A 22,192-nucleotide genomic window follows, 5' to 3' on the forward strand; every position below is an offset into this window, starting at 1 on the left:
GAAAAAGTAGGTATTGGCAAAAGAAACAGTAAATACAAGCCGTTAACCTTGCGACATAAATTGGCCAACTATAAAAACAGAAAGGACAGAAGAAAGTATAAAATCTCTTCTGTCCTTTTTCAAAATATCCTTTGTCTGGTAAAAGCTTACTGCGCTCTCAGTTGCTTAACAAGCACAGCAAAATCCTTCGGGTATGGAGCTTCAATTTTTACCGGCTCTCCGTCCATTAACCTGAAACCGATGGTATGCGAGTGTAGCGCAAATCGCTTAATTAGTGGCTGTTCTTCTGTTAGCTTTTTCAGGTTGTAGCCGCGCTTCAGGCTGCTCAGGTATAAATTCTCGCCTCCATATAGTTCATCGCCCACAATAGGTGCCTTCAGCGATGCCAGGTGCACGCGTATCTGGTGCAAACGACCCGTTACAGGTAAACACTCTACCAAAGTATGGCGGTTATAGTTTTCCAGCGTCGTAAAGAACGTTTCAGCAGACTTACCCTGTGGTGTTAGCTTAGCCACACCTTTGGCACTTGGAAGTATAGCTTTGTTTACTAATTGGTCTTCGAACTTATGGATACCCCAAACTACGGCATGGTAAACCTTATATACTTCGCGGTGCTCGAACTGTATCGCCACATTACGGTAAGCTTCCGGGTTTTTAGCAAATATCAGGCACCCCGATGTGTCTTTATCTAAGCGGTGGCAGGCCTGCAGGTTCGGGTTATACTGACGGGCAATTTTAAGCAGGTTGGTGGTATTAGGTGTTCTATCTTCCAGCGTAGCCAGAAAAGGTGGTTTGTTAACTACTATATAGTCTTCGTTCTCAAATATGATCAGGTCCTTAAAAACCGGGTACTTCATGTGTGTGCTTATACTTTATCAGGCATAGCTAAACTTTAAGCTGCGCATCCTGCAAAGATACTGATAATAATTGCTGATTGTTTATTGTTGATTGTTGTGAGGGTTAATTGCTTGCTACCTTAGCAGGTATTTGGCAGATGTTTATAGTTAGCTAAAATATAACCGTTTGTGGACACCAACTTGCAATCAGTAATCAGCTATTATTTGGCTTTTGGTAATTTAAACCTGAGTGTAGAGCCTTTGCCAACTACACTGCTTATAGCTATAAAAGAGCGGTGTGCTTCAATGATGTGCTTGGAAATGGCAAGTCCTAAACCGGAGCCGCCTTCGGTGCGGGCGCGGCTCTTATCTATTCTGTAAAAGCGCTCAAAAATGCGGTTAATGTGCTCTTCTGCTATTCCTTTGCCATCATCAGCTACGGTTATTGTAAACTTCTTTTTGCCCTCGTTAAAAGATACCCAGATGTTGCCCCCATTCCGGCCATACTTGATCGCGTTATCAATCAGGTTGATGAATACCTGACGTATGCGATTCGGGTCGGCATGTAAGTTTACGTGTTCACCTGGCTGGGCCTCTAAATGAAGTGTAATGTGGCGTTCAGCTGCTTTCTGCTCCAGTTGCTCAAAAACTTCTTTTACCAGTGGTACTACATCAAAGTTCCGCTTCTGCATTTTAATAACACCCTTCTCCAGCTGCGAAATACTGATCAGGTCCTGTACCAGGGTATCCAATCCGTCCAGGCTGTTGGCTGCTTTCTGCAGGAATTTATCCCGAACAGCTACATCATCTACAGCTCCATCCAGTAAGGTATGTATAAAGCCCTGAGCCGCAAAAATAGGTGTCTTCAACTCATGTGATACATCCGCCAGAAATTCACTCCGCATGGTTTGCAGTCGCTTCAGTTCATCAATTTCTAACTGCTTTTTGGCCGCTATCTCATAAATTTCATTCTTGATTTTGAGTAGAGGGTCGGCAGTAAAAAAAGATCTACCTTCAGCTTTTCTGCTGTCCTGGCGTTTAATGCGCTCCAGGCTGGAATATACATTCTTTATTTCGCGTAGTATTAAGGCCTCGTAAGAGAAGTATACTAGTAAAAAGCAACTGATAAACACCACCACCAGCGCAACTATAAGCCCCTTAGAAGAGAAGTAAGTCGCTAATGCAAGAAAGGCGGTAAGCACCAAAGCCACCGCCAGCGAGATAAGTATAGTAAGCGTTCGGGAATTTAAATTCATACAATTCAGTCGGTATTAAACTTATAACCGACTCCTTTTATAGTACGAATATGGTCTTCACCAACTTTTTCACGCACCTTCCGGATGTGTACATCTACGGTTCTTGGAATTACATACACGTCGCTGCCCCAGATGCTGTTCAGTAGTTCTTCGCGGGTAAACACTTTGTTAGGTGTTGATGCCAGGAAAGCCAGCAGTTCAAATTCTTTTTTCGGAAGTATAATTTTTTGCTCTCCTTTATAAACGGCAAAGCTGGTGCGGTCAATTTTAAGACCTGCTATGTCTATTACCTGTTCCTGTTCGTCCTGCTGGGCATCGCGACGGGCAAAGGCTGCCAGTCGGCTTAGCAGTGCGCGGGGCTTTATAGGTTTGGTTATAAAGTCATCGGCTCCGGCATCAAAAGCAGCTACTTCAGAGAATTCTTCGGCACGGGCAGTCAGGAAGATAATATGCGTTTGTTTAAAGTCGTTTGTTTCGCGTAACTGGCGGCAGGCAGCAATACCATCCAGTACCGGCATCATTACATCCATCAGGATAACATCCGGTTTAAAAGCCTTCGCTACTTCAATAGCTCTTTTACCATTATCGGCCTGCGCCACTTCGTATCCTTCACGGGTAAGGTTGTAGTGCAGCAGTTCCACAATATCGGGCTCATCGTCCACGATCAGTATCTTGTATTTAGGTGTAGTTTGCACGAGTGTAACGGGTTAGGTTAACTGATTGCTACCAAGCTGTTTTCTTTAGCTATTGTAAAGGTAGTATGATTTAGGTAATCTGCTCAGTTACTACTAAATGATAATATATTCTTAACATAGGTGCGTGGGCTATGATATAACAAAAAAGCCAGCTGTTCAGCTGGCTTTCTGTCTTACTTTTTGGCGATGAGCTTGTGCTTTAGGTTCTTAAACTCGTAAAGGTCTACCTTCAGCGATCCTACAAACATTTCAGCTTCAATCAGTACCGGTATCTTGTTATCGTCATCAGATAAATATACTATGATGGCATTTTCGCCTTTAAACATCTCGTTCTTCGGCATTTTAGGTACCAGTTTTATAGCTTTTATCTTACCTGATTTGGTGCTTACTGTTTCTCTACCTTTGTAAGTAATCTCCATATCGAAGTTTTCTTCATCAAAGAAGCCTTTGATATTGAATTTGTCTCCCTTGCGCATATTATCATAGTTCAGGGTACGCAAATAGTAAAACCCACTTACAATATCCTGCACGTTATCAGATACTTTATGGGTGCTGGTCTTTTCTGGGTCTTTTTTCTTTTTAGATTTAACCGCAGCCGTATTGCTGTAATGATTAAAGTCTATTGTTTCTTTTTTGCGGTAGCTACCTTCCTCTATACTGCGGTAAAAACGATGTGGTACTATAGCAGCCGTATCAATATAAGATTGCCAGGTATCACGTATTTTTATAAAGAGGTCGAAAGAGCTGCTTGTGCGGCCATATACAGTAGCGCGGTAGTTTGGCCGTCCGTTTATAGTGTACAGCTGATTAGATATATCTATAGTTGCTTCGGCTGCTGTAATAGGGCCATAGTGTATTTTATACTTCAGTATCTCGCCAGTCGAAAAACTTTCGTTACGTATGGTTCGCATTCTGTCTTTGGTTGCAAAGGCAGAGAGTATAATCACGAGTAGAAGGATGATGGGAGTAAACTTCTTCATATTCTTCATCAATAAGTGTCAGTGTTAATAGTAGGTTTTATTCAACTATCATACCAACTCCATCCGGGCGATACGGATTTTAAGCTGCTGTGGCAACGCACTTACCAGTTATATTTTATGCTTATACCCACAAGTATAAGCTTGTTTATAGTAATTTATACTTTGTTATTAATTGCAAGTTAGCACTTTATCGCATTTTTTAGCAGACGGCCTTAAATAAAAAAAGGTGCCATTGCTATAGCACCTTTTTTGTTATTTTAGTTCAGAGAATAATGTTCACTCACCTCTATCAGCTGATTTATCTTCCAATACTTCAGCTACTTTTTCCGGTTCGCCTTTTACAATAGCTCTGATCTTCTGCTCGATCTCATCCATCAGTTCCGGGTTATCCAGCAGGATCTGTTTTACACCATCGCGGCCCTGGCCTAGCTTGTTGCCATCGTAAGAGAACCATGAACCTGATTTTTGTACAATGTTCAGTTCTACGCCCAGGTCAAGGATCTCACCTACTTTAGAGATACCCTCACCGTACATGATGTCGAACTCAACTACTTTGAACGGAGGCGCTACTTTGTTCTTCACAACTTTAACGCGGGTACGGTTACCGGTAATGTTATCAGCACCTTCTTTGATCTGGCCAATACGACGGATATCCAGACGTACGGATGCGTAGAATTTAAGGGCATTACCACCGGTTGTAGTTTCAGGGTTACCGAACATCACACCAATCTTCTCACGAAGCTGGTTGATGAAGATACAGCAGCATCCTGTTTTGTTGATCGTACCTGTTAACTTACGAAGTGCCTGAGACATCAAACGAGCCTGAAGACCCATTTTGCTGTCACCCATGTCGCCTTCCAGTTCGCCTTTCGGTACAAGAGCAGCAACTGAGTCAATAACTATAATATCGATAGCGCCTGAACGGATCAGGTGATCAGCGATCTCAAGTGCCTGCTCACCATTGTCTGGCTGAGAGATAAGTAAGTTTTCTGTATCGATACCTAATTTCTCGGCATATACTTTATCAAAAGCGTGCTCTGCGTCGATAAATGCAGCTAGGCCACCATTGCGCTGTGCTTCGGCGATAGCATGCATGGTAAGCGTGGTTTTACCAGAAGATTCAGGACCGTAGATCTCAATGACACGGCCACGTGGCAAACCGCCAATACCCAAAGCTATGTCCAACCCAAGAGACCCTGTAGAAATAGCAGGAATGTCTTCTACCTTGTTGTCGCTAAGCTTCATTACAGTGCCTTTACCGTAAGTCTTGTCGAGCTTGTCGATAGTCAGCTGCAGGGCTTTAAGTTTTTCGTTGCTTACACTCATGTGTTCTTTTCTTGTTTAGCTTAATTTGATTGTGAAATTACAACATTCAGATCCAATATGCAAAAAAGTTAACCTATATTTTGCTAATTATTTTAGCTGATTACTGCTGTCTTTTCTTAACATCTGCCGCACTGCTTTTGTGCCATTTTTGCTGCTTTTTTCTACTATTTTTATAAAGTTTTTTTAAGGTAACTATCCTATTCCGCAGCAGGTTAATATTCAGGTGTTTTAGCAAATAGCAGCAGTTGTTTGAGAAGCTTTAAAGCTAAATTGCTAAAAATATTGGAATGTGTGTTCGGCTTAGATAAAAAGCTTGAACTGAATTATAGCTGCTGGAATTTATACTTCTGGCAGCTATACTTCCAGCGTCATCTTAATCTGGACTAGTGTCTTCATTACCTACACAAGTTCTGTAGAGTGTTGTTGGCGTATACTTTCAAAATCTTTGCGGGTCATGCCAAAGTAGGTTAAGTCATGTAGTTCATTAGAATCCAACCCTCTGAAATCGCTACGTAACGTACCCTCTTCTACAAAACCGTTCTCCAGCGCCAATTCCCCATAAAACTTATTATTAGTTGTACACCGGATGTATACTTTGTTCAGGTGCAGCGCATCAAAAGCAAACCTGATGATACTTTGCAGCGCTTCCTGTACCAGTTCTTTGGTTTCAGGCCAGCCGCTAAAGTATAGACCGATTTCTGCTTTTGGTATTTTATGATCTACATTCTTTAAGGCAATGTCACCTAAGTAATTATTGTCTGCTTTGGCCCATACACCAAAGTCAAAGGTTTTGCGGTTATCCCAATCGGTTCTGAGTTGCTGCATTTGTATACGGGCATCTTCCAGCGCCTTTACGCGCGCTATACGGCCACTAAAAGCCGGGTATAAAGTATGGGAGTTTTCCTGCAGCACCCGCATAAAATCATTTTCATCTCCCTCCTGGTAAGGTCTGAGTATAAGGTGATCTGTCTCCAGCTTTTCATCCAGAGAATCGGGTAAAATATTAAATAATAGACTCATGTAAATTGCACTAAATGTAGGGTTTAAGTAGATGCTTGTATCTTCTTACGCTTTAAAGTTGAATTAGTATAGCAATTCCGAAAGTATAAATCTTTAAACTACCAAGGCTTCAATCCGTTATTACTGAACATGTTATATTAAATAATCTATAAGTTATAAACTATGGGAGACAGACTTAAAGGTAAAGTAGCTATTGTAACAGGTGGCGGGTCAGGTATAGGCGAAGCAATATGTAAAAAGTTTGCCCGCGAAGGTGCCAGTGTCGTGGTGGCAGGCTTCCCGGAAGACCCTGTAGAAGAAGTAGTGAAAGAAATTCAGAAAGAAGGAGGTACAGCCTTGCCATTTACTGCTGATCTTTCTACAGAAGCTAATGCTAAACGTTGTGTTGAGACGGCCGTGAGCCAATATGGTAAGCTGGATATTTTAGTTAACAATGCTGGCGTATTTCCGGAGGTAAACATGTTGCAGGACTACTCTGAAGAAGCGTTTGAATACATGCTGAAGAACAATGTGAAAACAGCATTTGTGATGAGCAAGGCGGCGCTTCCGGAATTGCATAAAACCAAAGGAAACATTGTGTCTGCGGGCTCTGAGGCTGGCGTGTTGGGTATAGCACAAAATACACCTTATGGCGGCACTAAAGGGTTTATACATGCCTTTATGCGTGGTTTGGCCGTAGAGCAGGCGCAGTTTGGCGTGCGTTGCAATATAGTTGGACCCGGACCTATAGATACCGCCTGGACGCACGAAAGTACTGGCCCTATGGACAGCAAGATGGTGAAGATGATAAAAGAAGCTACGCCTATGGGGCGGCGTGGTACCCCTGAGGAAGTGGCTAATGTATACCTGTTCCTGGCATCGGACGAGGCTTCTTATGTTACTGGTGCTACTTATATGGTTGATGGAGGTATAACTATCGCCAAAGGTGGGGTAGGCAGTCAGGCAGATTCAGAAATGAAGAAAGAGCCGAAAGGAGAACTGGAACTGGAGCACTCCAAAGAAGGCCATACTTCTATCCGTAAGTAAACTATAAGCTGATTTAAACTATAAAGGCCAGCAACTTTCGCGTTGCCGGCCTTTACTTTTTCGTATCGTCTCCGTTACTGATTCAGGAAAGGGTAGTTGTGGTGTTTCGGGCTACCCAGGTTCTGCTGTATCATCATCACTTCTAGGGTATGAGCAGTCTCTTTAAAGTACTCCAGCCTTCTGTACAGCATTTCTTTCTGTAACACTACGCCGGTAGCTGTTTTCATGTACGCACGTTTATCTTCTAATACACGGTGCATTACATCATTTACTGCTTCTTCGTTCTGCAGGTACCATTGCTGGAAATCAAAAATCCTGGCAGCGCCTGTAGTTGCCGAAGTAAAGTTAAGGCCATAAATGCGAAGAATATCGCTCAGCAGATCTATTTCCAGTGGAATAGACACGTTATATGGCATGGTGCGCACTTCCAGTCTGCTGTTAAGTGCACCAACTATAGTTGCCAGGTTCTCTTTAAAGCGAAAGTATAAAGCAGCCGCCTCCATAGGTATAAGTATTAGTAAGTATAAATCCGCCGCAAAATTACACGAATTTGATTCGATTGCTACATTGTTTAATGGTTAAATTGTTAAATCAGGATCCAACAATTAACAATCAGCAATTGACAATTAAAGCAGATCCAGGATTAGCTTCTCTTCGGTAATGCCTTCGGCTTCTGCTTTAAAGTTGCGCACGATGCGGTGGCGAAGTATAGGTAAGGCTACAGCTTGTACATCTTCAATGTCAGGGCTATACTTGCCATTCAGGATGGCATTGCATTTGGCACCAACTATAAGGTGCTGCGAAGCACGCGGGCCTGCTCCCCACTCCAGGTAGTTATCTGCTGCTTTAGAGGCCATAGACGAGCCTGGCCGGGTTTTATGCACCAACTGCACCGCATACTCCACCACGTTATCAACTACCGGCACACGGCGTACCAACTGCTGAAAAGCCAGTATGTCATCGGCATGCAGTATCTTGTTAAGTTGCTGGGTAAAAGCTCCCGTAGTATTCTTTACAATCTGTAGTTCCGATTCGTAGCTTGGGTAGCCCAGTGTAATGTTGAACATGAAGCGGTCGAGCTGTGCTTCGGGTAGGGGATAAGTACCTTCCTGCTCTATCGGGTTTTGCGTAGCCAGTACAAAGAAAGGCTCTGGTAATCTGTAGCGTTTGCCTGCTACCGTTACAGCGTGTTCCTGCATAGCTTCCAGCAGGGCTGCCTGTGTTTTAGGTGGGGTTCGGTTTATCTCATCTGCCAGTACAATGTTGGCGAAGATCGGGCCGGTAATAAATTTAAAGTTTCTGTCCTTGTCCAGCGTTTCGGCACCCACAATATCCGATGGCATCAGGTCCGGGGTGAACTGCACCCTATTGAACGACATGTCCAGTGCAGAGGCTATAGTTTGAATAAGCAGCGTTTTGGCAAGGCCCGGTACGCCTACCAACAAACAGTGCCCCTGACAAAAAACCGCCGTTAGTACTAATCTTACCACTTCGTCCTGCCCCACAATTACCTTCGAAATTTCGTTGGTCAGGTTGCGGTAGGCGTGGTGTAGCGCGTCGGCTGCTTCTTTGTCAGAGGTATACTGTTGTACCATATAGTTTTATTGCGTGAGTTGTAGTGCTTTACAGTCCTGGTATTCCGGATCGATCTCTATATATACAGAGTCAATATTCTTCCTGAACCACTCATCTACGGCTTTGCTCTTTTTATCGTTGAGTGCCGCTGCAGCAATTTTCGGATAATCGTCTTGTAGGTTTGCCTGGTGTGGAGTAGACTTACCTTTTAACTGAATGATGCGCACGGCTTCTTTGCCATCTTCGGTACGGAACGGAATTGGCTCTGATATTTCGCCTACCTGCATTGTATCGATCACGAAGAAGATATTTGGATCAACCTGGTCCATCGGGATGTAAGTAGAGCCGTTGCGGCTGGTCATCATACCACCGTTATCTTTTGTGGCAAAGTCATCAGAAAAATCTTTAGCAGCTTTCGCAAAAGAGATGCTGTCGTTCTGGATCAGCGTACGGATGCTATCCAGTTCAGCTATCGATTCCTCGATATTCACAGTAGCGGTAGCAGGCTTAATCAGGATGTGACGTGTATTAAACTCCTGGCCTTTACGCTCAATCAGCTGAATCAGGTGGAAACCAAATTGGGATTCTACTATACCTGAAATGCCACCTGGCTCCAGGCGCAATGCCGCTGCTTCGTATTCCGGTACCAGTTCTTTCTTCTTAAAGAAGCCCAGTTCACCACCAGCAGCTGCCGATCCAGGATCTTGTGAGTATTGTTTAGCCAGTGTAGCAAAGTCCTCGCCGGCAAGTATACGCTTGCGTAGTTCTTCTAATTGCTGACGCGCTTCCTGCTTCTGCTGCTTGCTTACTTCTGCATACTTTACAATCTGGCCTAATTCTACTTCGCTTGAGAAGTATGGGAGGCTGTCTGCAGGAATACGGCTGAAATAAGCGGCTACTTCTTTTGGTGTAACACGAACTTTGCCGGCAATTTCTTCCTGCATTTTCTGCATCACCAACTGGTCCTGTATGGTTTTGCGAAGATCATCTTTCAGCTGACGGATGCTTTTGTTATAGTATTGCTCCAGGCGCTCTACACCACCTACCTGTGCAGATAAGTAATCAATTCTTCTGTTAAGTTCACCTGTTACACGATCTTCTTCCACTGTTACAGAGTCTATCTCTGCACGGGCCAGTAAAAGTTTATCCTGAACAAGCGACTTGAACACCTGGCATTTAAGATCAGCGCTTGGCTGCTGTTTCGACTGGGCCAGGTACTGCAGGTAGCTGAACTCCAGCTCTGATTTGAGCACGATCTGGTTATCTATTTTGGCAATAATGCCATCTACCTGGCGCTGCACGGGTGCCTGCGCTGTAGCCTGGAAAGCCGACATTATACTTACTATAATGGCTGCTACCACAGAAAATACTCGGGTTGTTGTTATCGGTTGGTTATGCATAATGATGTTTGCGCTCTTGCTGTTGTGGCGCTATACTTGCTAATGTTGTACCGAAGCCTTGTTGTTCGGGTAATTATACTTTGCTGAAACCGTTTCTTTAAGTTTGCAACCTGCAATCTCCAAAGATTTTTTTAGCAAAAAAAGCTCCACTATAAAAGTGCAGCTTTTTTTGCAGAAGCTTTTATTTTATCAGCCTCTCTACTTCTTCTTTGTTAACAGTTACAGGGTATTTTTCACGAAGCTGCTTTACCCATTGCTCTTCCAGATAGTTCTGGTAATCAGAGATGGCAACGCCACGCACTTCGTTCAGTTGTTTATAACCCGGCTGCAGCACTTTGTTTATGATTACAAGATATTCGCGGCCGTTCAGTTGTGTGGTGTATGTTCCGATTTTCCATTCTACAGCATCTACAGCCTTGTTCTCACCTTTCTGGAATTTCTTTTCAGAGATCTGTACTGCCAGTGGGTTGCCGGCATTCAGGTTATCAGCAAGGGTGCTCAAATCCGAAGAGTAAAGCGTAAATGATACACGACGGTTGCGTCGGCGGCCGGTTTCTGTTTTATCAGGGCCAGCTTGTTTGGTTTTGCCTAAGCTGTTAATCTTTAGCTGATCTTCAGAGATACCTTCCTGCTGCAGGTAAGCAGCTACTGCCTGAGCACGTTTTTGAGCTAACTCCTTAGATGCTGCATCTTCGCGTGCATCAGCATGACCATTAATATCAAGGCTGGTGTTTGGCATCTCGTTCAGTAGTTCTGCCAGTTCGTTAAGCTGGGCTATTCCATCTTTTGTAAGCGTAGCTTTGCCATTCTCAAACATCACATCTGGTATCTTAGCCGTTTTTACAGGGTAACGGCGCTTTTCCAGCTGCTCCTGCGCTGCCTTCAGCAAATCCTTGTTTGCCGCACTGATCACTATGGCATCGGCACGCTCGCCCCACTTATATTTCTCTTTGTTTGCCTCGAAGTAAGCTTTAAGCCCAACGCTGTCTTCTACAGCTTTAGACCATACTTTCTCATCCATTAACTGGAACAGCAGAATACCATCGTGGTACTCGCGCACCAGCATGCGGTAGTCGGCGTGCTTGTTCTCCAGGTTGGCACGTTCGTAATCCAGCAGGCTTTTATTTACAAAGTTATCGTAAAGCAACGTCATCGCATATTCAGCTGTGCCGGTGGTGCGTGGGCGCTGGTTTTCTTTGGCGTAAGTATAAAAGTCAGCTATGGTATAAGGCTTGCCCTGTATGGTAAACAGAGTAGTTTTTAAGGCCTTATCATTTTCGTTATAAGTCCAGGTGCCTTTCAGTAGCTCATCAGTTGCTTTGCTGAAAGCAGTTGTTTTAGCTGCAGTAACTTCAGCAAAGTTATTTTCCTGGCGAATGCGCTTAAGGAATAAAGTCTTGTTTAGCTCAGAGCGGGAGTCTTTGGCTACTTTGTTGCGCAGATTCTGCTCCATGTCTTCATACGGAGGAAGTCCACGCTTTTCGAGTAACTTGATTATGTGCCAGCCATATGGTGTAAGTACAGGCTTAGCTGTTTCGCCTTCTTTTTGCAGGGCAAAAGCAGCTTCCTCAAAAGAAGGGATCATACGGCCGGTACCGAACCAAGGCAATTCACCGCCATTGCTGGCTGTATTATCGTCTTCTGAGAATTCTGCGGTTAGTTTATCCCAGTTCTCGTTACGCTGCACACGTTTATAAATAGCATCAACACGTTGTTTAGCAGCCAATGAGTCTGCTTTAGGCATACCTGGTGTGGCACGAACCATAATGTGTGCTACTTTAACTTCACCACGTGCATTACGCTTATCATGAACTTTTATCAGGTGGTATCCGAAACGGGTACGCACCGGCATCGAGAGCTGACCAGGTTCTGTTTTGTAAGCAGCGTTCTCGAACGGGTACACCATCTGCATGGCAGTGAAGTAACCTAAATTACCGCCATTTTCTGCTGCAGAAGGGTCCTGTGAATGTTCTTTGGCCAGTTTTGCAAAGTCTTCACCTGCCTGTGCACGCTTGCGTAATTCCATTACACGGTTGTAAGCAGCCAGCGTATCCTGCGGAGCTGCATCCGGGTCTAAGGTAATAAGGATATGGGAAGCATTTACCTCCTGTTTCAGGCGATCATAGGCTTCGCGCACCAGCTGGTCTGTTACACTATTCTCAGTAAGGTAAGGCAGGGCCAGTTGTTCTTTGTAGCCTTCCAGTTCACGTTTAAAGGCGGTAGTTGTATCCAAACCGCGGCTTTCGGCTTCCAGTACCTTTAGTTTAAAGTTAGTGTATAGCTCCAGGTAATCGGTAACGCTCTGTTGGGTATAGGCGTCCTGGTTACCCCCGTTGTTTTTCTCATACACGTATTTAAACTCTGTGGTAGAAAGCGGCTCGGAGCCAAGCGTAGCGATAGCCGGTTCTTTGCTGTCGTTCTTTTTGGATGCTGTGCATCCGGCAAGAGCCAAGGCGGCTACCGCAACAAGTAGGTGATTGCTGCGCATAAGTTGATTAAACAAAACTTGTTTTGCTGATTAGTATCAGGATATGCAATTTTAATTATTTTTTCTGACAGATAAGCCAAAAAACATAACTATAATCCTATTGCATGGGTTTTTGTTCCGGATAACGGACAAAGGTTGGTAAAAGTGTGTGCTTCAGGCTTATTTAATCTTTTTGTAAAGCAGGCAGGCGTTTGATCCGTTTCTGGTGGTAAACTCTACTTTATCCATTATTCGTTTTACGAGCGCTATTCCTACACCACCTTTTTTTCCGATCCTGACGTGCTCCAGGATATCCGGCTCTTTGTAGTTGTGGTGTTGGAAGGCAACGCCATTATCGTTTATCTCAAACTGAACAGCGTTTTTAGGCTCGGTAATGGTGAGGTAAATATATTTGGTCGGGTCTTCGTTATTGGCGTGTATGATGAGGTTTGCGCATATCTCATCCACGGCCAATACCATCTGATTCATCAGCACATCTGAGAGCGAAAGCTCCTGCAGATACTGCGTAACGAAATCCCGTATTAGCTTAAGGTTCTTTTTAGTACAGTTTACCCGGATGGAATTATTCATCTGCAATGGTAATGGCTTCCTCGTAATTAGTTACGATGGTCATCAGGAGGTCAAGGCCAAGTATTTCAAATACATTGCGCACTTTGTCCTGCATGTTAAAGAAAATGAGCTTTATCTGCGCATCTTCAAAACGCTGCAAATGAGATATAAATACCCCAAGACCGGCAGAAGAAATATAATTCAGGTTTCTGCAGTCTACAAGTATTTTGTTATACTTCATTATTTCCGGGTCCGATAGTTCCTCGTCCAGTATCACGGATGAGCTTGCATCGAGTTCACCATCAAGGGTCATGATGATGGTAGAGTCTTTGATATCTTGAGTTATTTTCATCGGCTACTTTACGTTATATTTATGTCTTAGGTTGAACGGGTTTAAACTTAATCACAAGCAATGTCTGGTCGTCGTACAGATTGCCAGGACCTGTAAAATCTTCCAGATCATTTATAATAGCACATTTAATATCTTCCGCTTCCAGGTGGTAGGTTTGGGTAAGCATAAACTTCAGCCTGTCTTCACCATATTCATCCTGGTTTGCATTACGTGCTTCTACTATACCATCTGTATATATTACCATTACGTCGCCAGGGTTATAGTCATAATACATCTCGCGCACGTGGTTGTTGTAGCTCTTGTCGCGCACAATTCCTAGCCCTAAACCATCTGTCTGGAAGTAGAAAACATCTTCCATCATGGCGTTATAGTAGAGCGTGTGGCAGTGCCCGGCGCGCGCAAACATAAAGCCTTGCATACGGTAATCGATAATATATAGCGAAGAAGTAATGAAAGAAGTTTTCTCAAGGCATCGGCTAAGGGCACTATTTGCCTGTTTCATAAACTCGCTTGGTGGCATGTCCTGCTGCATCAGCCCATGGAAAATACCTTTCATTTGGGCCATATGGAACGCAGCCGAAATACCTTTACCCGATACGTCGCCAATAATAATCGCTATTCTGGATTCACTAAGCTGCAGGAAATCGTAAAAGTCACCACCTACTTCTTTGGCCGCCACGGCGTGCGTTGCTATTTCAAACCAACTATCCGTTGGGAAGGTTTTTGGTATAAGGCTTTCCTGTACCTGCGTCGCAATTTTAAGCTCTTCTTTATAACGTTCATTCTGCAACGATTCGGCAACAAGGCGCAGGTTCTCGATAGTCAGAATGGTCTGGCTGGTAAAGGTGCGCAACACATTTACAGTTTCACGGTCAAATCCCTGTTCAATATCGCGCAGCAAGTATAACGTGCCAAACACATGCTTTTTAGACTTTATAGGGAGTATGATCAGGGACTTCCATGGTAATGCCAGATCTCGGAAACCGGTGTTGCGGTCCAGATTATTGTTGATGTAATCGATGTTTTGAATGTTGTAGGCCATCAGCAGGTGACGGATACGCTCTATCTGCTCGTTATTAATGTTGAGCAGGTGAGAAATATGAAGGTTGCTGCCACGCACCATTTCGAACCATGCCGCTGTAGCATCCGATGCCTTAATGGTACTCTCAAACAAAGTATCATATACCTGTGTTTCGGTCTGCCCCTGCTGTATAGACTGGCTTAAACGCTGGAAATTAAGAAGGTCCTCGCTTTTCTGTTCAAATACACTGGATGTAGGTAAGCTGAAAAGTGAAACAAGAAAAGCAGCTAAAGTATAGCATCCTACAAAAAGCATTGCCAGCAACAGGAAACCTACATCAGAGTAGTCAATTACCAACTCCGGGCTATCGGCAAACTCCTGGAAAAACTTTGTGAAAATATAACAGCTGACAAGTATAGCTCCTAACAGTACCAGCGACCGGCTCTTTTTATTGAAGGAAAGATAAGCTACCCACTTCAGGTTGGTGCACAGGAACAGGATATAGCACCCGAATAGCCCCAGTAACGGCAAGAAAATGTAGTTGGTATAGTTAAAGTTAAGCAGTGTAAGTATAAGTGTACTGAACAGTAACAACTCAAACCACTCCCAGGCTACCTGCAGAAATTTGTTTTTGTGATATAATAACAACTGCCGCCATATGTAAAATGCTTTAGCAAGGAAGTATACCAGCAACCCAAAGTTTACCTGGTACACAATATGCAGCAGCAGCGGCGATTGAAGCCGTGCATACCCCGTGGAAAGCTTGTAGGCAAAGTATAAAGCAATGCTGAGATAAGCTGCAATTGCCGCTTTGGAAAACAGATTCCATAAGTAACTGCTGAAATCTATCCCTTTTAAATTGTTGGCACTTAACCGCTGAAAAAAGAAAACGGAAAGTATAAAAACAATGATCAGCAGGTTGTTAATGTAGGGAAGTGCCAGTTTAATAGCACCGGGCTGCCGTGCGCTTTCCGCCATTAGCAGTACATTACCTAAAAGCAGTGCCCAGCTAACTATAGCAGAAGTAACCAACAAAGATTTTACGTTAGTCTTGTATAGCATAAAACGGAAAACCGTGCTAAGTTTTGGCAGCGACTTTTTCTGGCTGTGAATCGTGTTTTCTTTAGTGAAAGGTAATAAAAAATTTCTCTCTTTAAACAAGGTGTTTTGTCGTGTTTAGAAAAACACCTTGCATAACGTATAAAATATATAGTTGGTTGGCCTTATTTTACTTCCTATAAAACCAACCAACTATAAAGCAGTGTCCACACCTTAGCGGCTATAGTTTGGTGCTTCGCTCGTAATCTGTACATCGTGCGGATGGCTCTCTCTTAAGCCGGCACCTGTTATTTTTACCATACGGGCTTTTTGCAGGTCGGGTATAGTTGGCGTACCGCAATAACCCATACCTGCCCTGATACCACCCACCAGCTGATAAATTACTTCGCTTACCAAACCTTTGTACGGCACCCGGCCCACTATACCTTCCGGTACCAGTTTACGTGAGTCTTTTTCGTTGCCCTGGAAATAACGGTCTTTTGAGCCTTCTTCCATTGCTTCTATAGAGCCCATACCACGGTATGTTTTAAACTTACGGCCTTCGTAAATAACCATTTCGCCGGGAGCTTCTTCAGTACCGGCCAGCAACGAACCGATCATTACAGTGCTTGCACCACCACCCAACGCTTTTACAATATCACCGGAAAACTTGATACCACCATCGGCAACTACAGGAACTCCTGTACCTTCTAGGCCTCTGGCTGCTTCCATTACGGCTGTTAACTGTGGTACACCTATACCTGCAATTACACGCGTGGTACAGATACTGCCCGGACCAACACCTACTTTTACAGCATCGGCACCAGCATCAGCCAGCGCTCTGGCGCCTTCGGCAGTAGCAATGTTGCCAGCTATAAGGTCTACGTTCGGGAACTGCTGTTTTATCTTTCTAACTTCATCAAGTACTCCTTTGGAGTGGCCGTGTGCTGTATCTATACTGATTACATCTACGCCAGCTTCTACCAGCGCCTTTACACGATCCAGCACATCCGGAGTTACACCAACGGCAGCACCTACACGAAGGCGGCCATATTCATCTTTACAGGCATAAGGCCGGTCTTTTTTCTTCAGGATGTCTTTATAAGTAATCAGACCTACCAGCTTACCTTCTTCATCCACTACAGGTAGCTTTTCGATTTTATACTGTTGCAGGATGTCTTCAGCTTTTGAAAGGTCTGTGCCACGCGCTGCTGTGATCAGGTTTTTGCTGGTCATCACCGACATTACAGACTGTGTCAGGTCTTTCTCGAAACGAAGGTCGCGGTTGGTAATGATGCCCGTAAGTTTTCCTTCTGAATTTATAATCGGGATGCCACCAATTTTATGATCGGTCATAATTTGTACAGCATCGCCTAGTGTGGCTGTTTCCTGTAGCGTGATCGGGTCCAGAATCATGCCGCTTTCAGAGCGCTTTACTTTGCGTACCTGCTCCGCCTGTTTCTTTATCGACATGTTTTTGTGGATAAAGCCGATACCGCCTTCCTGTGCCATCGCAATAGCCAGGTCAGCCTCGGTAACAGTATCCATGGCGGCAGAAATAAGCGGCACGTTAATGCGTATGTTCCGTGTAAGCCAGGAAGAAGTATCTGTGTTATTTGGTAGCACCTCGGAGTAGGCCGGGAGCAGAAGCACATCGTCGTAGGTTAGTGCTTCGAAGGCAATCTTGTTCTGATCAGAGAGCATGGCAAATAATTTAGGGGTCCTTATTTGCCGCGTAAAACTACGAAAAATTTCCCGGATTAATTTGCAACTGCTTTATAATATTTTATTAACCCGTAGTTAAAGCGCGAGAACAACAGCTTTGATTAACATTATCTTTGTTAATAAACAGCCATTTCAGGATCAACCTCTATTGCCCAGGCGTGGATGCCGCCTTTCAGGTTAAGCAGGTTCTCAAAACCATAACGCTGGCTCAGGAAGTTAATAGCTTGTGCACTTCTAAAGCCATGGTGGCAAATTACCACAACAGGCACATCGCGGCGTATACGGTCGGTTTGTTTTGGTAATTCGCCTAACGGAATTAGTTCACCGCCCAGGTTACAGATGGCGTACTCCGAAGGCTCACGCACGTCCAGCAACTGTAACTTATGACCGTGTGCGAGTCGCTTTTTTAATTCTGGGGCAGTTATTTCATCCATAGGTAAAGCTTTATTTTGTTTTAGCGTTTGGTTGGCTATTTAGTTCTGATTTTGCAAACTTAGCAACCAATTGCACCAGAAAGCTACTATTGGCCGGAAAAAACTGTATGGAAACTATAAATAATCTGCCCTTGATTTTAAGTATAGCTGCTCAAATAGACTTATATGAAGTATGGGCACAGTTTTTAACGGGCATGAAACAAACATCGCCGCTGGAATATGTTGCTGTAATAGCTGGTATTGTAAGTGTGTGGTTCTCCCGAAAAGAAAACATTTGGGTTTACCCAACCGGTCTGATCAGTACTGTTATCTATGTATACCTGAGCTTTAAATACCATCTAATCGGGGAGGCAAGTGTAAACTTATATTATTCTATACTCAGTATCTATGGCTGGTATTTGTGGGCACTCAGAAACAATCAGCATGAGCATATTTTGCATATAACTTTCTCTACACCAAAAATGTGGGGCTGGCAGCTGGTTTTTTTCGCAGGACTTTATGTGATAATCTATTTCTGCCTGGTGTACCTGCAAAGCGCCTTTTACCCGGGAGTTATACCCTGGGGAGATGCATTCGCCAGTGCTACAGCCTATACCGGTATGTGGCTGATGGCCCGCAAAAAAGTAGAAAGCTGGTACTGGTGGATTGCAACCAATGTGGCCTCTATACCTTTATACTTTGTAAAAGGGCTTGTATTTACTTCTGTTTTCTATTTTGTACTGTTACTAATGGCTTTTTGGGGTTTGGCCGAATGGAAGCGCAGAGCCAAGCTAGCCAAATATAAGGCTATAGTTCCAGCCTAAGCTATGTAGTCGGTTTTGTAAACTTAATTATTACATCATCATTTTATACTTGTTTTGTACCATCCGAGTAGCAGGTGGATACGTACATGCAGGTAACTGGCTGTTTTATATAAATGTAAGACCGGTTTAGTAAGTAATGTTTAATCACTAAAAGTGCAGCAACATGAAACAACGTAAACTAGAATTGCCGGAAGAACTAAAGTATAAAAACAGGTTAAAATGGGGATATGAATCCCCGGATGAAAGTCCAAAGTATATTTATTACAGACAGTACGGCGATAAAAAACCAAAACAATTAGAAGTATATAACTTCTACGGGTACAGCTTTTCAGAATGTTAAAAACCCTTGTATAATTTTAATTTTATTTTGCCCTTTATTAAGTTGTGTTAACATTCTAAATAGCTTCTTTTACTTTAATTTTTTATTACAATAGTACAAAATATTGTAGTTGTCGTTAACCATATGACAGCTACAATATTTTTTTGTGCATATAGTAAATTTCTTGTGCTTCCTTTGCCAAGTATTTCGAGTGTTAGCATAGGAAGTATAACTGTTCATGTATAGCAAAAGCAGCATCCTACCTCTACTTGCTTTAGCTCAGGTATGTGCATTAATTTATTGCAGATAAGATACCGCTCCCTTTTAATTCCTGTTCTCTAAAGAGCCCAATTAGAGAATTTAAAAAACTAAACATATCCTGTATGACCATTCTCTGCCTCTACCAAAAGGGCAACAGTTACTGCTGTGTCCATTTTTTTAGAAAACCTCCATGACATATTTGATTAGATGCACTTGCTCTTAAGCAGTGTATTACCTGCATTATAGCAGTTTATAATGTTTTAAACTCAGTAGCTCTGATTGCGCATAGGGAATTTCCTGAATCTATTTCACACACAACACTATGAAAGTATTTACTTATGAAAAACTTTAACTTTAATACGAATACACATGCCTGTAAAAATCCTTGGCTTATAAGGCTGTTTCTTTTTATCTGCTCTGTCGGGCTTTTTTCGATTTCAAACATCGCATTGGCACAAAGCCCTTGCCCTGGAGCGAACTGTACTTCTAAAGATATAAAAGTACAACGTGTTGAACTGGTGGATTTAAATGGTAATCCGCTAAACTTATTAGAAGCATGCCCGGTCGGATCTACAACAGTTGCTGCTCAGTTGAAGGTATACTATAAAGTTGAATCCCAGACCCGCTATGGCTTCCTGATAACAGCTACTGCGGTTGAAGGTGGTGTGACCAAACAAATATCCGCCTGCCTTACACAGGACCTGCCTAAAGGAGAAGGTTCATTTTTTATACCTTATACCTATACTTGTGGTTCATCCCTTGAACTGCGGGATACCTTTACAGCCTGGAGTCATCAAACCCCTAATACCACAGTCTGTACTTACTATAATGCTGGTACAGGCGATATAAACTGTACTGCAGTAACTCCAAAGTGTTTTTACTATCCTGATCCTTTTGTAGTTGTAACATGTGCAGTACCAAATGCGCCAACCAGCGGTGGTAACCAAACCGCTTGCCAGCAGAGCCCAATACAAACTTTAACTGCCACAGCTACTGCGCCAGCTGGCTCAAGCGTGGTGTGGTATAGTGCAGCTACCAATGGTAGTGAAGTATCAAACCCTACATTAAGTACAGTTGGTACTGTTACTTACTATGCCGAGGCAGTTAATGGTGCGTGCCGCAGTACAACCCGAACCCCGGTAACTTTAACTATAAACGGAGCTCCGGCTGCCCCAACCAGTGGTGGTAATCAAACAGCCTGCCAGCAGAGTCCGATCCAAACTCTGACAGCAACAGCTACTGCGCCAAATGGCTCAAGTGTAGTATGGTATGATGCATCAAGTGGTGGTAATGTAGTTTCGAGCCCAACATTAAACTCGGTAGGAACAATTACCTATTATGCAGCCTCACAAAATACTACAACCCAATGTTATAGCCTGACCAGAACTGCAGTTGTATTAACCATAAACGGTGCGCCTAACGCCCCTACAAGTGGTGGCGATCAGACTGTTTGTTCGACAAATCCGGTTCAGACGCTTACGGCCACGGCTACTGCACCAGCCGGCTCTAGCGTGGTGTGGTATAGTGCAGCTACCAATGGTAGTGTTGTATCAAGCCCTACGCTAAGCTCAGTTGGTACTGTTACTTACTATGCAGCCTCGCAAAATAACACGACGCTGTGTTATAGCCTTACCCGTACAGCTGTAACGCTAACTATAAATTTAACACCTTCAGCCCCTGCAATTACAGCTACACAACAGCCAACCTGCGGAGTTCCGACCGGATCAATAGCTGTAAGTAGTCCTAATTCTAATTATACTTACGCCTTATCCGGTCCAACAACAAAGGATCCTAACAATACCGGCATATTTACCGGCCTGGCACCAGGTAACTATACTGTAACTGCTACACTGGGTAATTGTACATCAGCAGCAAGTGCGTCAGCAACAATAAATGCAGTGCCAAGTGCACCGGCAGCTCCAACGGTTGGTGTAAAACAGAATGCCAGTTGTTCTTCGTCAAGCATTATTTTAGAGGTTACCGGACCTACTCCATTAGCAGAATATGAGTTTAAAAATGGCAATGGTAGTTGGCAGACATCTAACGAATTTACCATTAAAGCTGGAGAAGGCTATAGTATTACTGCCAGAAGAATAAGTGATCCGACTTGTGTGTCTGGGGCCGCAAGCTGTGAGGGCGAAACTGCAATAACCGGAGTATCAACAAAATCTATGAATACAATTGAAAAAGCAGAAAAGCTTGCTGAAGATCAGGTTACCGTTTACCCAATACCTTTCTATGACAAAACAACTATAGACTTTAAATCAGAGAGAAGTGGTAAGTATGTGATCAACCTGTATGATATGAAAGGCAAGCTGGTACGTGAACTGAAATCCGGAACTGTTAAAGCTGGTGAAACTAAAAGTATAGAAGTGGATGGTAAAGACCTTGCTGAAGGAATGTACCTGGCTCGTATCGTAAGCGATTCTGGCTCTAAAACTGTTAAACTTTTAAAGAGAAGGTAAACATAAAATAATAAGATCTAGTCAGGCCGGCAGTAAATATAGGTTGTTGCCGGCCTGACTTTATTTAGTAGATACCAAAACAGTTTGAATTATAAAAAACAAAAGTATTTGGAGCAGGATATAAGATAATTATCATAAAAAGTTGAGAGTAATATAAATCTATGTATGTTAATTAACCCAATGTTAACTACTTTTCCCCATAGAATTTTATAACCTCACTAGGTTGTGCTTGAAAATAAAGTTCAACTTAATCAAGGATACGTACTTTTACTTAACTAGCTTTTTAATTTGCAGCAGCAACATAGATAGTAACAAATACTCCTTAGATAAAAGCGCTGCATCATTTTGTGTTTTACACCATCGATAGACCTTAAGCTGGTCGGTTTATTACACAGCTTTTCCCTCTCCAGGCTGTTCTGCATTGGAATAAATAATTACTAAAACAGATTATAACCAATTATAGAAGTAAATATACTTTGATATCATCCTGCTCTTTACAGGCCCCCCTTCCAGAGCAGCAACAAGCAATAACAAAACATATTATCTATGAAAAAGAACTGCCTACTCCAAATAGGCAATAGCTATACTATTGCCCAATCATTAGCTCAGCCACCATAATATAA

General features: G+C 43.2%; 19 protein-coding genes. 4 read left to right on the forward strand and 15 right to left on the reverse strand.

Going from position 1 to position 22,192, the window contains the following annotated elements; genetic code table 11:
• Positions 1-146: 146 nt before the first annotated feature.
• From MJ612_RS13355 to MJ612_RS13380, 6 genes are all read right to left on the reverse strand, one after another.
• On the reverse strand, positions 147-857 hold the full coding sequence (locus MJ612_RS13355; RefSeq protein ID WP_187031394.1) for an RluA family pseudouridine synthase: 711 nt from the start codon (positions 855-857) through the stop codon (positions 147-149).
• A 200-nt stretch (positions 858-1,057) separates the two neighbouring features.
• Positions 1,058-2,092 (reverse strand): sensor histidine kinase, encoded by a 1,035-nt coding sequence (locus MJ612_RS13360; RefSeq protein ID WP_187031393.1) that lies wholly within the window; start codon positions 2,090-2,092, stop codon positions 1,058-1,060.
• Between the two features lie 5 nt (positions 2,093-2,097).
• Positions 2,098-2,787 carry a response regulator transcription factor gene (locus MJ612_RS13365; protein ID WP_187031391.1) on the reverse strand — a complete coding sequence of 230 codons (690 nt, stop codon included), beginning with the start codon at positions 2,785-2,787 and terminating at the stop codon, positions 2,098-2,100.
• Positions 2,788-2,960: 173 nt separating this feature from the next.
• A complete protein-coding gene (locus MJ612_RS13370; protein ID WP_187031389.1) occupies positions 2,961-3,767 on the reverse strand; it encodes a DUF3108 domain-containing protein in 807 nt (268 codons plus the stop codon).
• Between the two features lie 276 nt (positions 3,768-4,043).
• Positions 4,044-5,093, reverse strand: a complete 1,050-nt coding sequence (recA, locus tag MJ612_RS13375; RefSeq protein WP_187031387.1) for a recombinase RecA — start codon at positions 5,091-5,093, stop codon at positions 4,044-4,046.
• A gap of 399 nt (positions 5,094-5,492) precedes the next feature.
• Positions 5,493-6,113, reverse strand: coding sequence for a GNAT family N-acetyltransferase (locus MJ612_RS13380; RefSeq protein ID WP_187031385.1), 621 nt, complete (start codon positions 6,111-6,113; stop codon positions 5,493-5,495).
• Between the two features lie 162 nt (positions 6,114-6,275).
• On the opposite strand from MJ612_RS13380, the gene MJ612_RS13385 reads away from it, so the two are divergent.
• On the forward strand, positions 6,276-7,139 hold the full coding sequence (locus tag MJ612_RS13385; RefSeq protein ID WP_187031383.1) for an SDR family NAD(P)-dependent oxidoreductase: 864 nt from the start codon (positions 6,276-6,278) through the stop codon (positions 7,137-7,139).
• A 74-nt stretch (positions 7,140-7,213) separates the two neighbouring features.
• On the opposite strand, the gene MJ612_RS13390 is transcribed toward MJ612_RS13385, so the two are convergent.
• The 9 genes from MJ612_RS13390 to MJ612_RS13430 all read right to left on the reverse strand — a co-directional run bounded on the left by MJ612_RS13390 (position 7,214) and on the right by MJ612_RS13430 (position 17,721).
• Complete coding sequence (locus MJ612_RS13390; protein WP_187031381.1) at positions 7,214-7,642, reverse strand: hypothetical protein; 429 nt, start codon at positions 7,640-7,642, stop codon at positions 7,214-7,216.
• A 123-nt stretch (positions 7,643-7,765) separates the two neighbouring features.
• Positions 7,766-8,734: an AAA family ATPase gene (locus MJ612_RS13395; RefSeq protein WP_187031379.1), complete on the reverse strand. Its 969-nt coding sequence runs from the start codon at positions 8,732-8,734 to the stop codon at positions 7,766-7,768.
• A gap of 6 nt (positions 8,735-8,740) precedes the next feature.
• The gene (locus MJ612_RS13400) at positions 8,741-10,114 is read right to left on the reverse strand and encodes a peptidylprolyl isomerase (RefSeq protein WP_187031377.1); all 1,374 of its coding nucleotides are present in this window, start codon (positions 10,112-10,114) and stop codon (positions 8,741-8,743) included.
• Between the two features lie 181 nt (positions 10,115-10,295).
• Positions 10,296-12,602, reverse strand: coding sequence for a peptidylprolyl isomerase (locus tag MJ612_RS13405; protein WP_187031375.1), 2,307 nt, complete (start codon positions 12,600-12,602; stop codon positions 10,296-10,298).
• A 159-nt stretch (positions 12,603-12,761) separates the two neighbouring features.
• On the reverse strand, positions 12,762-13,172 hold the full coding sequence (locus MJ612_RS13410; RefSeq protein WP_187031373.1) for an ATP-binding protein: 411 nt from the start codon (positions 13,170-13,172) through the stop codon (positions 12,762-12,764).
• Entirely contained in the window at positions 13,165-13,503 is a 339-nt protein-coding gene (locus MJ612_RS13415; protein WP_187031372.1) for an STAS domain-containing protein, read from the reverse strand. The genes MJ612_RS13410 and MJ612_RS13415 overlap by 8 nt, the downstream gene beginning before the upstream one ends.
• Before the next feature lie 19 nt (positions 13,504-13,522).
• Complete coding sequence (locus MJ612_RS13420) at positions 13,523-15,586, reverse strand: GAF domain-containing SpoIIE family protein phosphatase (RefSeq protein WP_187031370.1); 2,064 nt, start codon at positions 15,584-15,586, stop codon at positions 13,523-13,525.
• Positions 15,587-15,796: 210 nt separating this feature from the next.
• The gene (gene guaB / locus MJ612_RS13425; RefSeq protein WP_187031368.1) at positions 15,797-17,266 is read right to left on the reverse strand and encodes an IMP dehydrogenase; all 1,470 of its coding nucleotides are present in this window, start codon (positions 17,264-17,266) and stop codon (positions 15,797-15,799) included.
• Positions 17,267-17,403: 137 nt separating this feature from the next.
• Positions 17,404-17,721, reverse strand: coding sequence for a rhodanese-like domain-containing protein (locus MJ612_RS13430; protein ID WP_187031366.1), 318 nt, complete (start codon positions 17,719-17,721; stop codon positions 17,404-17,406).
• 107 nt (positions 17,722-17,828) lie between these two features.
• On the opposite strand from MJ612_RS13430, the gene pnuC reads away from it, so the two are divergent.
• The 3 genes from pnuC (at position 17,829) to MJ612_RS13445 (ending at position 21,569) form a co-directional block, all read left to right on the forward strand.
• Positions 17,829-18,524 carry a nicotinamide riboside transporter PnuC gene (gene pnuC / locus MJ612_RS13435; RefSeq protein WP_187031364.1) on the forward strand — a complete coding sequence of 232 codons (696 nt, stop codon included), beginning with the start codon at positions 17,829-17,831 and terminating at the stop codon, positions 18,522-18,524.
• A gap of 163 nt (positions 18,525-18,687) precedes the next feature.
• Positions 18,688-18,864 (forward strand): hypothetical protein, encoded by a 177-nt coding sequence (locus MJ612_RS13440; RefSeq protein WP_185196758.1) that lies wholly within the window; start codon positions 18,688-18,690, stop codon positions 18,862-18,864.
• A 578-nt stretch (positions 18,865-19,442) separates the two neighbouring features.
• Positions 19,443-21,569 carry an Ig-like domain-containing protein gene (locus tag MJ612_RS13445; protein ID WP_187031363.1) on the forward strand — a complete coding sequence of 709 codons (2,127 nt, stop codon included), beginning with the start codon at positions 19,443-19,445 and terminating at the stop codon, positions 21,567-21,569.
• Positions 21,570-22,192 lie beyond the last annotated feature (623 nt).

It is taken from the genome of Pontibacter deserti (assembly GCF_023630255.1).
In the GTDB taxonomy this organism is placed as follows: domain Bacteria; phylum Bacteroidota; class Bacteroidia; order Cytophagales; family Hymenobacteraceae; genus Pontibacter; species Pontibacter deserti.

Coding starts and splice junctions, on each gene's coding strand:
- MJ612_RS13355 (WP_187031394.1), bottom strand. CDS start 857: ATGAAGTACCCGGTTTTTAAGGACCTGATCATATTTGAGAACGAAGAC.
- MJ612_RS13360 (WP_187031393.1), bottom strand. CDS start 2,092: ATGAATTTAAATTCCCGAACGCTTACTATACTTATCTCGCTGGCGGTG.
- MJ612_RS13370 (WP_187031389.1), bottom strand. CDS start 3,767: ATGAAGAAGTTTACTCCCATCATCCTTCTACTCGTGATTATACTCTCT.
- recA (WP_187031387.1), bottom strand. CDS start 5,093: ATGAGTGTAAGCAACGAAAAACTTAAAGCCCTGCAGCTGACTATCGAC.
- MJ612_RS13380 (WP_187031385.1), bottom strand. CDS start 6,113: ATGAGTCTATTATTTAATATTTTACCCGATTCTCTGGATGAAAAGCTG.
- MJ612_RS13385 (WP_187031383.1), top strand. CDS start 6,276: ATGGGAGACAGACTTAAAGGTAAAGTAGCTATTGTAACAGGTGGCGGG.
- MJ612_RS13390 (WP_187031381.1), bottom strand. CDS start 7,642: ATGGAGGCGGCTGCTTTATACTTTCGCTTTAAAGAGAACCTGGCAACT.
- MJ612_RS13395 (WP_187031379.1), bottom strand. CDS start 8,734: ATGGTACAACAGTATACCTCTGACAAAGAAGCAGCCGACGCGCTACAC.
- MJ612_RS13400 (WP_187031377.1), bottom strand. CDS start 10,114: ATGCATAACCAACCGATAACAACAACCCGAGTATTTTCTGTGGTAGCA.
- MJ612_RS13405 (WP_187031375.1), bottom strand. CDS start 12,602: ATGCGCAGCAATCACCTACTTGTTGCGGTAGCCGCCTTGGCTCTTGCC.
- MJ612_RS13410 (WP_187031373.1), bottom strand. CDS start 13,172: ATGAATAATTCCATCCGGGTAAACTGTACTAAAAAGAACCTTAAGCTA.
- MJ612_RS13415 (WP_187031372.1), bottom strand. CDS start 13,503: ATGAAAATAACTCAAGATATCAAAGACTCTACCATCATCATGACCCTT.
- MJ612_RS13420 (WP_187031370.1), bottom strand. CDS start 15,586: ATGCTATACAAGACTAACGTAAAATCTTTGTTGGTTACTTCTGCTATA.
- guaB (WP_187031368.1), bottom strand. CDS start 17,266: ATGCTCTCTGATCAGAACAAGATTGCCTTCGAAGCACTAACCTACGAC.
- MJ612_RS13430 (WP_187031366.1), bottom strand. CDS start 17,721: ATGGATGAAATAACTGCCCCAGAATTAAAAAAGCGACTCGCACACGGT.
- pnuC (WP_187031364.1), top strand. CDS start 17,829: ATGGAAACTATAAATAATCTGCCCTTGATTTTAAGTATAGCTGCTCAA.
- MJ612_RS13440 (WP_185196758.1), top strand. CDS start 18,688: ATGAAACAACGTAAACTAGAATTGCCGGAAGAACTAAAGTATAAAAAC.
- MJ612_RS13445 (WP_187031363.1), top strand. CDS start 19,443: ATGAAAAACTTTAACTTTAATACGAATACACATGCCTGTAAAAATCCT.